Origin of the sequence: Streptomyces sp. NPDC029044 (assembly GCF_040637495.1) — a bacterium.
Lineage (GTDB): Bacteria > Actinomycetota > Actinomycetes > Streptomycetales > Streptomycetaceae > Streptomyces.
In genome coordinates this window covers 13,798-25,994 of record NZ_JBEZWN010000057.1, presented here as the reverse complement: position 1 = coordinate 25,994, position 12,197 = coordinate 13,798, and the positions used below count along the sequence as shown (strand labels likewise).

Annotated in this window: 13 protein-coding genes and 1 pseudogene; 10 read left to right on the top strand and 4 right to left on the bottom strand. The window is 71.2% G+C overall.

What is annotated here, in order from left to right:
• Window positions 1-13 precede the first annotated feature (13 nt).
• Entirely contained in the window at window positions 14-634 is a 621-nt protein-coding gene (locus AB0E85_RS31570) for a nuclear transport factor 2 family protein (protein ID WP_361934374.1), read from the top strand.
• Window positions 635-742: 108 nt separating this feature from the next.
• Here the strand turns inward: AB0E85_RS31570 and AB0E85_RS31565 are convergent, their stop codons facing one another.
• Both AB0E85_RS31565 and AB0E85_RS31560 read right to left on the bottom strand, forming a co-directional pair.
• On the bottom strand, window positions 743-1,855 hold the full coding sequence (locus AB0E85_RS31565) for an alcohol dehydrogenase catalytic domain-containing protein (protein WP_361934371.1): 1,113 nt from the start codon (window positions 1,853-1,855) through the stop codon (window positions 743-745).
• Window positions 1,852-2,748 carry a fumarylacetoacetate hydrolase family protein gene (locus tag AB0E85_RS31560; RefSeq protein ID WP_361934368.1) on the bottom strand — a complete coding sequence of 299 codons (897 nt, stop codon included), beginning with the start codon at window positions 2,746-2,748 and terminating at the stop codon, window positions 1,852-1,854. The genes AB0E85_RS31565 and AB0E85_RS31560 overlap by 4 nt, the downstream gene beginning before the upstream one ends.
• A gap of 274 nt (window positions 2,749-3,022) precedes the next feature.
• Here AB0E85_RS31560 and AB0E85_RS31555 point away from each other — a divergent pair, with 274 nt between their 5' ends.
• The 6 genes from AB0E85_RS31555 to AB0E85_RS31530 all read left to right on the top strand — a co-directional run bounded on the left by AB0E85_RS31555 (window position 3,023) and on the right by AB0E85_RS31530 (window position 8,562).
• Window positions 3,023-3,943, top strand: coding sequence for a VOC family protein (locus AB0E85_RS31555; RefSeq protein WP_361934365.1), 921 nt, complete (start codon window positions 3,023-3,025; stop codon window positions 3,941-3,943).
• A gap of 85 nt (window positions 3,944-4,028) precedes the next feature.
• Window positions 4,029-4,964 carry an ABC transporter substrate-binding protein gene (locus AB0E85_RS31550; RefSeq protein WP_361934362.1) on the top strand — a complete coding sequence of 312 codons (936 nt, stop codon included), beginning with the start codon at window positions 4,029-4,031 and terminating at the stop codon, window positions 4,962-4,964.
• Between the two features lies 1 nt (window position 4,965).
• Window positions 4,966-5,748, top strand: coding sequence for a CoA transferase subunit A (locus AB0E85_RS31545; protein ID WP_361934359.1), 783 nt, complete (start codon window positions 4,966-4,968; stop codon window positions 5,746-5,748).
• Complete coding sequence (locus AB0E85_RS31540; RefSeq protein WP_361934356.1) at window positions 5,748-6,395, top strand: CoA transferase subunit B; 648 nt, start codon at window positions 5,748-5,750, stop codon at window positions 6,393-6,395. Before AB0E85_RS31545 ends, AB0E85_RS31540 begins: the two co-directional genes overlap by 1 nt.
• Entirely contained in the window at window positions 6,392-7,600 is a 1,209-nt protein-coding gene (locus tag AB0E85_RS31535; RefSeq protein WP_361934353.1) for an acetyl-CoA C-acyltransferase, read from the top strand. Before AB0E85_RS31540 ends, AB0E85_RS31535 begins: the two co-directional genes overlap by 4 nt.
• Before the next feature lie 158 nt (window positions 7,601-7,758).
• Window positions 7,759-8,562 (top strand): GntR family transcriptional regulator, encoded by an 804-nt coding sequence (locus AB0E85_RS31530; RefSeq protein WP_361934350.1) that lies wholly within the window; start codon window positions 7,759-7,761, stop codon window positions 8,560-8,562.
• A 112-nt stretch (window positions 8,563-8,674) separates the two neighbouring features.
• Here the strand turns inward: AB0E85_RS31530 and AB0E85_RS31525 are convergent, their stop codons facing one another.
• Window positions 8,675-9,109 carry an IclR family transcriptional regulator C-terminal domain-containing protein gene (locus AB0E85_RS31525; RefSeq protein ID WP_361934347.1) on the bottom strand — a complete coding sequence of 145 codons (435 nt, stop codon included), beginning with the start codon at window positions 9,107-9,109 and terminating at the stop codon, window positions 8,675-8,677.
• 202 nt (window positions 9,110-9,311) lie between these two features.
• A pseudogene (locus tag AB0E85_RS31520) lies at window positions 9,312-9,434 on the bottom strand (hypothetical protein); the annotation flags it as partial.
• A 118-nt stretch (window positions 9,435-9,552) separates the two neighbouring features.
• On the opposite strand from AB0E85_RS31520, the gene AB0E85_RS31515 reads away from it, so the two are divergent.
• From AB0E85_RS31515 to AB0E85_RS31505, 3 genes are read left to right on the top strand one after another with little or no spacing between them, the layout of a single operon-like run.
• Window positions 9,553-10,629 (top strand): cupin domain-containing protein, encoded by a 1,077-nt coding sequence (locus tag AB0E85_RS31515; RefSeq protein ID WP_361934344.1) that lies wholly within the window; start codon window positions 9,553-9,555, stop codon window positions 10,627-10,629.
• Window positions 10,626-11,456, top strand: coding sequence for a fumarylacetoacetate hydrolase family protein (locus tag AB0E85_RS31510; RefSeq protein WP_361934341.1), 831 nt, complete (start codon window positions 10,626-10,628; stop codon window positions 11,454-11,456). The genes AB0E85_RS31515 and AB0E85_RS31510 overlap by 4 nt, the downstream gene beginning before the upstream one ends.
• The gene (locus AB0E85_RS31505; RefSeq protein ID WP_361934338.1) at window positions 11,453-12,178 is read left to right on the top strand and encodes a maleylpyruvate isomerase family mycothiol-dependent enzyme; all 726 of its coding nucleotides are present in this window, start codon (window positions 11,453-11,455) and stop codon (window positions 12,176-12,178) included. The genes AB0E85_RS31510 and AB0E85_RS31505 overlap by 4 nt, the downstream gene beginning before the upstream one ends.
• Window positions 12,179-12,197: the final 19 nt, after the last annotated feature.

The following is a 12,197-nucleotide window of genomic DNA, read 5'->3' as shown; positions in this document are numbered from 1 at the left end:
GCGGAGGTATTCAATGTCGTCGATCGAATCGGACAAGGGTGAGCTGCGTCAGCTCGTCGAAAACTGGGCACTGTGGCGCGATGCCGGGGACTGGGACCGGTTCGCCACCGTCTGGCATCCCGAGGACGGCTGGATGACGGCGACGTGGTTCCAGGGCCCGGCCCGGGACTTCATCGCGATCAGCAGGGAGGGTTTCGACAACGGCGTCAGCATCCTCCACTTCCTCGGTGGGCACACCGCCGACGTCGTCGGCGACCGCGCCATCGCGCAGACCAAGATGACCATCAGTCAGCGGGCCGAGGTCGACGGTGTCGACGTCGACGTCGTCTGCACCGGGCGCTTCTACGACTTCTGCGCCCGCCACGAAGGAGCGTGGAAGATCGTGCGACGGCAGCCGATCTACGAGAAGGACCGCCTCGACGTGGTGGACCCGGCCGCGACGCTGAGCCTGGACCCGCGGTTGCTGGGCCGGTTTCCCGTCGGCTACCGCCATCTCGGCTACCTCCAGACCAAGGCCGGCTTCACGGTGAAGACCGGGCTGCCGGGCCTGACGGGTGAGGTGGTACGGCGCCTCTACGACGAGGGCGCGCAATGGCTGGACGGCTCTTCGAGCACTCCGGGCGATCCTCACTGACAGGCCCGCTTGATGACTGTCCCTGATGTGCCGTAGGGCGCCTGCCGGGCGTGAGTCCGGTTCAGGCGCCCTGCGTCGTGTGGCTGCGAGAAGCGGAGCCGTCGGCCGTCAGGCGTCCCAGTCCTCGGGCCGTACGGTGAGGGCCACGCGCCCGAGACTGTGGTCGTCCTCCATGTAGCGGTGGGCGTCGGCCGCGCGGGCGATGGGGAACGTGCGGTCGACCACGGCCCGGAAGCCGTTCTCGACCTGCCTCCACAGTTCCGCCACCGCGGCCGGGTTGCCCGTGCGCACCCCGATGATGCGGTGGCAGTCGGAGTACACGCGCCGCAGGTCGATGCCCACCTTTCCGCCGAGGAAGGCGCCCGAGGTGACCACCGTGCCGCCGCGGGCCAGGGAGTCGACGGTGGCGTCCCAGACGGCCGGGTCGCCGAGGTTGTCGACGGCGATGTCGACACCGCGACCGCCGGTCGCCTCGTGCACTCGCTTCACGAAGTCCGGTGCGTTGGTGTCGAGTACGAGGTCCGCTCCCGCCGCCATGGTCGCGCGCTTGTCCGCCGAGCGGGAGGTGGCGATGATCTTCGCACCCAGGTGCCGGGCGTAGGCGGCCGTGGTGGAGCCGAGCGCCGAGGAGGCGCCCTGGACGAGCACCCAGTGTCCGGGACGGAGCCCTGCCTGGGTCATCTGGTTGGCGGCCACCGGTCCGAGGAGGGCGAGCGAGGCGGCCATCGCGGCCGTGATGCCGTCCGGGACCCGGTGGACGTTGCGTGCCGGCACCACGCAGTACTGCGCGTAGGCGCCGGGGTGGTGGGTGCCTATCACGGTCAGCGCGTCGCAGACCTCCTGGCGGCCGTCGGCGCAGTAGACACAGGTGCCGCAGGCGACGCCGGGCAGGACGGCCACGCGGTCGCCGACCCGCACGGAGTCCACGCCTTCGCCCAGCGCGGCGATCGTGCCGGCGTGGTCCGCGCCCAGGATGTGGGGCGGCTCGATGGTGGCGTAGGGGTGGTTGCCCGCGCGTGCCGTGAGGTCGAGCAGCCGGCCGATACCGACGGCGGCGACCTGGACCAGGACCTCTCCGGGGCCGGGGTTCGGTGTGCCGACCGTGGCCGGCTCCAGCACGTCGGGCGGTCCGAACCGGCGGAACAGCACGGCCCGCATGCTCGCGGGGACCGGCAGCGCTTCCGACCAGCCGAGTTGGGAAACGGCCGACGCATCCGTCATGACCTCACCACCGTGTTCTCCAGGCGGCCGATCCGCTCGATCTCGATGACGATGTCATCCCCGGCCGACAGGAACTCCCCGCGCGGCACGCCGCAGCCGGCCGGTGTGCCGGTGAGGATGACGTCTCCGGGTTCGAGCCGGGCGATGCGGCTGGCGGCCGCGATCACCTCGGGGATCTTCACCATCATCTGCGCGGTGGAGGAGTCCTGCTTGAGCACGCCGTTGATGCTGAGCTGGATCCTCAGGTTCTGCGGGTCGGCGATCTGCCAGGCGGGCACGAGACCAGGGCCCAGCGGGCAGAATCCGTCCTGTCCCTTGTGGCCGACCCAGTCGAACGTGAACGGCTCGGCGACCGGCTTGGCCAGCTTGGTCCGGTCCCGGGCCGAGACGTCGTTCGCCGCCATGTAGCCGGCCACGTGGTCCATGGCCTGCTCGGCCGTGAGGTTGCGGCCGCCCCGGCCGATGACGACGGCCAGTTCGGCCTCCCAGTCGACGCGCGCGCCGTTGTAGGAGGGCAGGGGCACCGGGTCTCCCGGTCCCGTCACGGTCGTCGTCGGCGGTTTGAGGAAGAAGTAGGGATCGCCCAGCTCTTCGGGGCGTTCGCAGCCCATCTCGGCGATGTGGTCCCAGTAGTTGGCGCCCGCGCAGATCACCTTGCTGGGATACGTCAGCGGCGGTGCGAGCCGGGCGCCCGCGACGGTGTCGGAGGCCTTCGGCGTCCAGTCACGGAACAGCGGCGCCAGTGCCTCCCAACGGCCCAGCACCTCCATGAGCGTGAGGCCCTCGGTTCCGGGTGGCCCCTCGACCACTACCCCGTCGGTGTACGCACCGACGGCGACCTTCTCCGAGTCATCGACCCGGTACTGCACCAGCGACCAATCAGACGGTGTCATGTTTCCTCCGGCATACGGCTCTCTGAAGCAGCAGAACCATAGTGCATACACATTGAGAGAGGAAGAGCGGCTTCGGAACCCGTGGTGATCGTTCCCCGGGATGCCTCCTCTGCGGGGTCATGTTGATCAGACGCGCAGGATCTGGTGTGCATGACCCCACATCTCGCAACGTAAAAGGTTCCCCTGGACATCTGGACGCCAGGCCTCATAGGTGTACACACTTGCCTCGGTGCCCGTGCGGGACGCGGATTCACCGGAACCATGAGGAGTGCACATGTTGCGTGTCAAAGGTCTCCTGCACTACGGACTCCAGGTGCCGTCGCTCGACACGGGCGCGAGCTTCTACAGCGCGTTCGGACTGGAGGCGGCGGAGCGCGGCAACGCGGTGGTGATCCGCTGCGACGGCCGTGAGCAGGACCAGACGGTGCTGATGGAGGGGCCGGTCAAGCGGTTCCACCACGTGGCGTTCGCGGTCGACCCGGACTCGCTGCCCGAGTGGCAGCGCCACTTGGAGGGCCTGGGCCTGAAGCTGCTGGACGCGCCGAAGGAGGTGCCCGGCGGGCTGTGGTTCCGCGACCACGAGGGAAACCTGGTCAACCTCCGTGACGAGGCGATCGCCCCCGGGCGCGAGTACGGCACCACGGACGCGCAGGACGCCAACGTGGGCGACCGGATCCGCCGCATCGACCAGGCCCGCTGGCTGACAGCCACCGAGGAGACCCGCCCGCAGCGTCTCGGCCACATGCTGATCTTCAGCTCCGACGTCGCCGAATCCGAGGCGTTCTACATCCGCACCCTCGGCCTGCGCCTGTCGGACCGCATCATCAACGGCGGGCCCGTGTTCCTGAACTCGGGCCCCGGCGACCACCACGTCTTCGGCTTCGTCCCGGGAACGCACCCCGGCCTGCACCACTCCAGCTGGATGGTGTCCGACATCGACGAGATCGCCCGGGGCGCGCGGAACATGGCCGAGGTGGGCTACCGGAAGGGCTGGGGCCTGGGCCGCCACACCCTCGGCTCGAACCTCTTCCACTACATCCAGGACCCGTGGGGCAGCTGGATCGAGTACTCCGGCGACATGGACTGCATCACCGAGAACTGGCAGCCGAACGACTGGGACTGCCCGCCCGCCGTCTGGGGCCCCGGAGAGCCGCCGGCCGACTTCATCACCAACCAGGAAGCCAAGCCCGCCTGACCGTCGTCCCCGTGTGACCGCCGGAACGACCTGGGCCGACGGCCTGCCTTCCCCTGCCCTCCGACTCGAAGGAACTGTTCATCCCATGCAACGGAGCATGCCCACCGGGCTGAGCGAGCTTCGCCCGCCCGGCGAGCCCACCCGACAGCTGACCGTGGGCGTCTTCCCCGGCGCCGGCGGCGTGCCGTACTACCACGCCCTCGACTCCGGGTACTTCCAGCAGGCCGGGCTGGAGGTGAAGTACGTGCAGGTCGTGTCCTCCGACCAGCAGATGGCCGGCTGGAACGACGGCGAATTCGACCTCATGCACACCTCCCCCGACCACCTGCTGCGCGGGATCCTGAAGCGGGATCCGGTGGTCGTCCGGGCCGAGGGCATGGGGGAACTGGCCGTGCACCGGCGTCCCGGAGCGCCGCTGCCGACGGACCGCTGGGCCGTCGACAACGCACAGAGCGCCTTCGCGTTCGTGCTGCGCGCCGTACTCGACGACGTCGCCGGCCTGCCGGTGAGGGACGAGCAACTCGTTCCTGTCGGGGGCACGTTGCAAAGGTTCCAGGCCCTGCCGACGGAGGCCGTGGACGGTACCACGCTCCACCCGCCGTTCGACGTCCTGGCCACCGAGAAGGGGTTCCCGCGCGTGGGCGGCCACCTTCAGGTCGCACCCGACCTCATCACCAATGTGTTGGTCACCCCGAGGGAGACGGCGACCGCCTGGCAGACCCGCGCCTACGTCGAGGTCTGCCGCAGGAGCACCGAGGAACTGCTGGCCGCCGGCGCACCGGGCATCGAGGCGGCGTTGCTCCGGCACGGTCTGCCCGAGGCGGCCGCCCGGGCCGCGGTCCCCGGTCTCCTCGGCCCCGCCGGCCTCTCGACCGCACCCGAGGTGACCCTGCGCGGCATGGAGGCGGTGGCCGACCTGCGCCGCCGCTACACGCCCGACTGGCAGCCCACCTGCCCGCTCACGTCCCTGATCGGCCCCGGCCGGGAAGGCGCGCAGCAGCCGACCATGAAGCAGGACTGACATGGACAAGGTGGTTGCCTCGGCCGCCGAGGCCGTGGCCGACATCCGCGACGGCGCGTCGATCGCCGTCGGCGGGTTCGGCCTGAGCGGCGTGCCCAACGTGCTGATCAAGGCGCTCCACGAGCTCGGGTCCTCGGGCCTGAGCATCGTGTCGAACAACTGCGGTGCCATGGACGCGGGCCTCGCCGTGCTGCTCGCCGCGGGGCGGATAGCCCGGGTGACCGGTTCGTACATCGGCGCCAACAAGGAGTTCGCCCGTCAGTACCTGGCCGGGGAACTGGAAGTCGAGCTGATCCCCCAGGGCACGCTCGCCGAGCGGCTGCGCTCCGGCGGCTGCGGCATCCCCGCCTTCTACACGCCGGCCGGCGTCGGCACCCAGGTCGCCGAGGGCGGACTGCCGTGGCGGTACGACGGCCAGGGCGGTATCGCCCTGGCCTCACCCCGCAAAGAGGTGCGGGAGTTCGACGGCACCGAGTACGTGCTGGAGCGCTCCATCCGCACCGACTTCGCGCTCGTCCGCGCGGCCAGGGGCGACCGGCACGGCAACCTCGTCTTCGGCAAGTCCTCGCGGAACTTCAACCCCGTCGCGGCCATGGCGGGACGGGTCACGATCGCCGAGGTGGAGGAACTGGTCGAACCCGGGGAGATCGACCCCGACGCGGTGCATCTGCCGGGGATCTTCGTCCAGCGGATCATCGCCCTCACGCCGCGGGAGGCCGCGGACAAGATGATCGAACAGCGCACGGTCTCCGTGCCCGGCGGACAGCGGGCGGTGGGGCACTGATGGCGTGGAGCCGTACGGAGATGGCCGCCCGGGCCGCGCGCGAGCTGCGGAACGGCCAGTACGTGAACCTGGGCATCGGCCTGCCGACCCTGATCCCCAACCACCTGCCCGCCGGTGTCGAGGTGACCCTGGAATCCGAGAACGGCATTCTCGGCACCGGCCCCTATCCCACCGAGGACGAGGTCGACCCGGACCTCATCAACGCCGGCAAGGAGACCGTGACGGTCCTGTCCGGAGCCTCGTTCTTCGACTCCGCCCTGTCGTTCGGCATGATCCGGGGCGGGCACATCGACGTCGCCGTACTCGGAGCCATGCAGGTCTCCGCCGCGGGCGACCTGGCGAACTGGGCGGTACCGGGCCGGCTGGTCACCGGCATCGGCGGTGCCATGGACCTGGTCCACGGGGCCCGCACGGTCGTCGTCGTGATGACCCACACCGCCAAGGACGGCAGTCCCAAGATCGTGGAGAACTGCTCCCTGCCGCTGACCGGCAGGCGCTGCGTGCACCGGATCATCACCGACCTCGGCGTCCTGGACGTGACGGAGGACGGCCTCGTCCTGGTCGAGACCGCCCCCGGCGTCACCGCGGACGAGGTGCGGGAACACACCGAACCGAAGGTCCGCGCCGCCGAGGGGGCCGACCGGTGAGCCGGCGTGATGTCTATGTCGTCGACGCGGTGCGTACGCCGGTCGGCAGATACGGCGGTGGTCTGGCGCCCGTACGCCCCGACGACCTGGCCGCCCACGTCGTACGGTCCCTGCTCGACCGCTCTCCCGGCCTCGACCCGGCGCGGGTCGACGATGTCTTCCTCGGCAACGCCAACGGGGCCGGCGAGGAGAACCGGAACGTCGCGCGCATGGCGGCACTGCTGGCCGGTCTGCCGGTGACGGTGCCCGGTGTCACCGTCAACCGGCTGTGCGCCTCAGGGCTGGAGGCCGTCGTCCAGGCCACACGGGCCATCGCGCTCGGTGACGCGTCCGTGGCCGTGGCGGGCGGTGTCGAGTCGATGACCAGGGCGCCCTACGTGCTGCCCAAGGCCGACCGCCCCTTCCCGGCCGGGCACACCGAGCTGTACTCGACCACGCTCGGCTGGCGCATGGTCAACCCCGCGATGCCGGACCGGTGGAGCATCCCGCTCGGCGAGAGCGCCGAACTGATCGCGGACAAGCACGGCATCGGCCGCGAGGAGCAGGACGCCTTCGCGCTCGCCAGCCACGAGAAGGCCACCACGGCCTGGAAGGACGGTTTGTACGACGTCGAGGTCGTGCCGGTGCCGGTTCCGCAGCGCAAGGGCGATCCGGTGCCGCTCACCCGCGACGAGTGCGTACGGGAGAGCGCGTCCCTGGAGGCGATGGCGAGGCTCAGGCCGTCCTTCCGCTCCGCGGGGGGCACGGTCACCGCGGGCAACGCCTCGCCCCTCAACGACGGTGCCGCCGCCCTCCTGCTCGCGGACGAGGAGGGGCTCAGGGCTACCGGCCGTGAACCCCTGGCGCGGGTCAGCGCCTCCGCCGTGACCGCCACCGACCCCCGGTACTTCGGTCTCGGGCCGGTCGAAGCGGTCAACCGTGCCCTGGCCAAGGCGGGCCGCTCCTTCGCCGGCCTCGACGTCCTCGAACTGAACGAGGCGTTCGCCGCGCAAGTGCTGGGCTGCGTCGCCGAGTGGCCCGCGTTCGATCCCGCGATCCTCAATCCGCGCGGCGGTGCCATCGCGATCGGCCACCCCCTGGGCGCTTCGGGCGCGCGGCTGGCCGGTGCCGTCGCCCACCAGCTCGCGGCCGCGGGCTCGGGCGTCGGCGTGGCGACCCGGTGCATCGGCGTGGGACAAGGCCTCGCCCTCGTTCTCGAGCGATGAGCAACCGGGACCAAGGTGCAGCCACAGCCTCACCGCCTCCGGCAGGTGGATACAGTCACCCCCCTTCTGAAGCGGCCCAGGGACAGGCGCCACCGCCCTGGCCGTGGAGTTGCGGGGGGTCTCTGCATCGGCTGCATACACCTGGGTAGACTCCCGGCGTGAGCAGGAGCAGAAGCGAGTCCCGCCAGGAACAGCGACCGGCCGGCGACGACACCGAGGTTCAGGCCGCGGCCGTGCCCCCGGACGACGGCCCCGTGGCCGCCGCGGGCGGACGCCGCCTGGCCCTCGACGTCCACGGACGACTGCGCACCATGATCCTCAACGGCGAACTGCCCCCGGGGTCGGTACTGCTCCAGGCCGAGATGGCCCGGAAGCTGGGTGTCAGTCGCACGCCGATGCGCGAGGCGTTCCGGCTGCTCCAGGAAGAGGGACTCATCGACGCCCGGCCCGACCAGCGAGCGCGGGTGCGGGCGGTGGACCCCGAGGACCTGGACGCCGTCTACGGGGCCCGCATCATGCTCGAAACGCTCGCCGTGAGCATGACGGCCAAGTCGTTCACGGCCGAGGACGTCGAGCGCATGAGCGACGCGCTGAAGCGGATGCGCGGCCTGGTGGTCGACGACCAGCCGGACGAGTGGCATGCGGCGCACCACGAGTTCCACAGCATCGCCACCCAGGCGGTCGGGCCCCACCTGCAGCGCATGATCGCCTCCCTCGGCGAACACAGCGAGCGCTACATCCGCCTGGCCCAGCTGGGCGCGCCCGCCTCGTGGAACAAGGCGTATGCGGAGCACGAGGCACTCCTCGACGCGCTGCGGAGCAGCGACCCGACCGAAGCCGCACGTGTGGTCGCCCGTCATCTGGCGCGCACCGCTCTGAGCGTGCTGGCGGACATCGCACCCGAACACGAACCCGCCGCCACCCGCACCGCCCTGGCCATCGCGGGCAACGGCCGGCACTGACACCCCGCGGCGGACGTCGGACACGCCGCCGGACCCTGAGCGGCCGGCCGGGGCACCGCAGGTGGTGGCTACGCCGTTGTCATGACGCCCCCGCCTCGCAGCTCTGCGACGGTCACAGTTCCTGGCCGATGTCCCGCGCCACCAGCAGCAGCGGTGAGGCCAGCCGGTTCAGCCGGCCCTTCGGGCAGCGGGCGGACGGTGCCGCCACGGCGACGGCGGCCACGGCCGTCCCCGTGCGATCGCGGACGCACGCGCCGACCGCGTTCACGCCCCGCTCGCTCTCCTGGAGGTTGAGGGCCCAGCCGGTGCGGCGGATCGTCGTCAGCTCGGCCGCCAGACGCTCGACGTCCTCCGGTGCCCTGGATCCTCCGCCGGGCAGTCCGTTCGGGTAGAGCGCCCGGAGCCGCTCCGGCGGCAGCTCGGCGAGCAACGCCTTGCCGCCCGAGGTCACATGGGCGGGCAGGAGCGCGCCCGTGCGGTGGCTCACGCGCAGCGCCTGCGGTCCTTCCACTCCGTCCAGAAAGCGGGTGGCGTTGCCCTCCAGCACCGTCAGGTGGGTGGTCTCGCGGACGGTGTCCGCAAGGCGCTGAAGGTGTGGGCGGGCGAGGGTGATCAGGTCGGGGGGAGGGGGGGGCCTGACTGCCTCGGATCGCCCGCAGGGCGGGTCCCGGCCGGTAGACCTTGTGGCGGTCCTGCTCAGCGAACCCCTCGAACACGAGCATCGCCAGGACCCGGTGCGCCGTCGACCGTGCGACGCCGAGCCGGGCGGCGACCTCGATCACGCGCAGCTCGTCGTGCTCATGCAGCAGCCGCACGACCCGCAAGGCGTTGCCGGCCGCACTCACGGGATATGAAGGCTCAGAGTTCTGCATAGAAGAATTCTATCCGCACCGGATTCCACTCAGAGAAACAGCGACGTAAGGTCGGCCAGTGACAGGCAAACTGTACACACTTTGATCGGGCTGCTCCGAGCGTGCCCTGGAGGTTGCCGTGACCGATACAGCCGACGACCTGATCGAGCGGAAACAGCTCGACGATCTGTATGCAGACTTCGAGGATGCGGGCCTGATTCCCCTGTGGACGCAGCTGGACGGCCTCATGCCGATGACACCGCAGCCGGCCGCTGTTCCGCATCTGTGGCGGTGGGAGCGGCTGCTGCCGATCGCGGAGCGCTCCGGCCGGCTGGTACCGGTCGGGCGGGGTGGTGAGCGCCGCGCGATGGCGCTGTCCAACCCGGGACTGCCCGGGCTGCCGTACGCCACCCCCACCCTCTGGACCGCGGTCCAGTACCTCGGCCCGCGCGAGGTCGCCCCCTCGCACCGGCACAGTCAGGGAGCCTTCCGGTTCGTCCTGGACGGCGAGGGCGTGTGGACGAACGTCGACGGGGACGCGGTGGCGATGCGGCGCGGCGATCTGCTGCTGACGCCGAGCTGGGCCTTCCACGAGCACCAGAACGTCACCGACGAGCCGATGACCTGGATCGACGGTCTCGACATCCCACTCGTCGCCCAGCTCGACGCCGGCTTCTTCGAGTTCGGCCCGGACGAGCCGTCCACCCGGGCCACGCCCCGGCGTTCACGCGCTGAGCGGCTGTGGGCCCACCCGGGACTGCGTCCGATCAGCCGGCCCGACCAGCCCAACTCCCCGCTGGCCGCCTACCGCTGGGAGCACACCGACGCCGCACTCACCGCACAGCTGGAGCTGGAGTCCGAGGGCGCCGACGGAGTGCTGGAGCCGGGTCACGCCGGAGTCCGCTTCTCCAACCCCACCACCGGCAAGGACGCCCTGGTCACGATCCGCACCGAGATGCGCCGGCTGCGGGCCGGGACGACGACCACGCCGGTGCGCTCGGTCGGCTCGGCGGTCTGGCAGGTCTTCGACGGTGCGGCGACCGCCCACGTCGGCGACGACGTCTTCGACATCACCAAGGGCGACCTGTTCGTCGTCCCCTCCTGGTGCGAGGTCGTACTGACCGCGCGCAGCCAGGTGGATCTGTTCCGTTTCAGTGACGAGCCCGTCTACGAGGCCCTGGGCCTCGCCCGCACCTCAAGAGGAGAACAGAAGTGAAGCTGGCAACCATACGGATCGACGGCACCACCCGCGCCGTCCGCGTCGACGCCGACACGGCGGTGGACCTGGGCGCGAGCGACCTGGCCGACTTCCTGCGCCACCCCGACTGGTCCGAACGCGCCGCGAACGCCGACGGCGACCGGTACGAAGGCGCCCTCGACTACGCCCCCGTCGTCGTGTCGCCGGAGAAGGTCGTCTGCGTCGGCCTCAACTACCGCAACCACATCATGGAGATGGGCCGCGAGCTCCCCCCGCACCCCACGCTGTTCTCGAAGTACGCACGGGCGCTGGTCGGCGCGTACGACGACGTGGTCCTGCCCGCCTCGTCCACGCAGATGGACTGGGAGGCCGAACTCGCCGTCGTCATCGGGACCGAGGTCCGGCACGCGAACCCGGAGCAGGCCCGCGCCGCGATCGCCGGGTACACGGTGCTCAACGACGTCAGTGCCCGGGACTGGCAGTTCCGCACGCCCCAGTGGCACCAGGGCAAGACCTTCGAGGCCACGACGCCCGTCGGGCCGTGGCTGGTCACCGTCGACGACCCCGCGGTGGCCGCCCAGGGCCTGAACCTGACCTGCGAGGTGGACGGCGACACGGTCCAGAAGGCCGACACGGCCGACCTCGTCTTCGACCCGGCCGCGCTCGTCGCATACGTGTCCGAGATCCTCACCCTCGTTCCCGGCGACGTGATCGCGACGGGAACCCCGGGCGGTGTCGGGCATGCCCGCACGCCGGCCCGCTACCTGCGGGACGGTTCGCTCCTCGTCACCCGCATCGAGGGGATCGGCGAGTGCCGCAACACCTGCCGCAGGGAGCTGCGATGAGTGGCCGGCCGGCCGCGATGCTGGAGTGGGTCGCCAAGGGCACGGCCGCCTTCGAGGCCGAAGTGCACGCTGTGACCGACCCGGCCCTCGGCGAACCCTCGCACCTGCCGGGCTGGGGCCGGGCACACGTCGTCGCCCACCTGGCCCGCAACGCCGACGCGCTGCTGAATCTGCTGGCCTGGGCCCGCACGGGCGTCGAGACCCCCATGTACACGAGTACCGGCCAGCGCGCGCGAGAGATCGACGCCGGGGCCGGCCGCCCGGCCGGCGAGCTGCGCGCGGACCTGCTGGAGGCCGACGCGCGTCTCGCGGGGGAACTGACGGCGTTGCCCGACGCGTGCTGGGAGACCACCGTCCGGACCGCCAGGGGGCGCACGGTGCCGGTCCGGGAGGTGCCCTGGATGCGGGTGCGAGAGGTGTGGGTGCACGCCGTCGACCTGGACACCGGCTGCGGTTTCACCGACGTGCCGCGCGAGGTGTGCGCGGCGCTGGTGGACGATGTGGCGGCCGGCTTCCGGGCTCGCACGGACTTCCCGCCCGTCGAACTGCGCGCCGAGGACGGTAGTCGCACCTGGCTCCTGGGCGTGCCCGGCGGTGCGGACACGGTCGTGGTGACCGGTGACCTCCCGAGCCTGGCCGCCTACGCGACCGGGCGTCCCGTACCGGGCCCCTTGCACGCCCCCGGTGGCGCAGCCGTGCCGACGCTTCCTGCGTGGCTGTGAGGCTGGCTGTACACCGAGG

What these genes read in the sequence shown, in the direction of transcription:
- AB0E85_RS31505 (WP_361934338.1), top strand. Translation starts at nt 11,453, where the DNA reads ATGAGTGGCCGGCCGGCCGCGATGCTGGAGTGGGTCGCCAAGGGCACG.
- AB0E85_RS31570 (WP_361934374.1), top strand. Translation starts at nt 14, where the DNA reads ATGTCGTCGATCGAATCGGACAAGGGTGAGCTGCGTCAGCTCGTCGAA.
- AB0E85_RS31550 (WP_361934362.1), top strand. Translation starts at nt 4,029, where the DNA reads ATGCAACGGAGCATGCCCACCGGGCTGAGCGAGCTTCGCCCGCCCGGC.
- AB0E85_RS31560 (WP_361934368.1), bottom strand. Translation starts at nt 2,748, where the DNA reads ATGACACCGTCTGATTGGTCGCTGGTGCAGTACCGGGTCGATGACTCG.
- AB0E85_RS31545 (WP_361934359.1), top strand. Translation starts at nt 4,966, where the DNA reads ATGGACAAGGTGGTTGCCTCGGCCGCCGAGGCCGTGGCCGACATCCGC.
- AB0E85_RS31565 (WP_361934371.1), bottom strand. Translation starts at nt 1,855, where the DNA reads ATGACGGATGCGTCGGCCGTTTCCCAACTCGGCTGGTCGGAAGCGCTG.
- AB0E85_RS31540 (WP_361934356.1), top strand. Translation starts at nt 5,748, where the DNA reads ATGGCGTGGAGCCGTACGGAGATGGCCGCCCGGGCCGCGCGCGAGCTG.
- AB0E85_RS31555 (WP_361934365.1), top strand. Translation starts at nt 3,023, where the DNA reads ATGTTGCGTGTCAAAGGTCTCCTGCACTACGGACTCCAGGTGCCGTCG.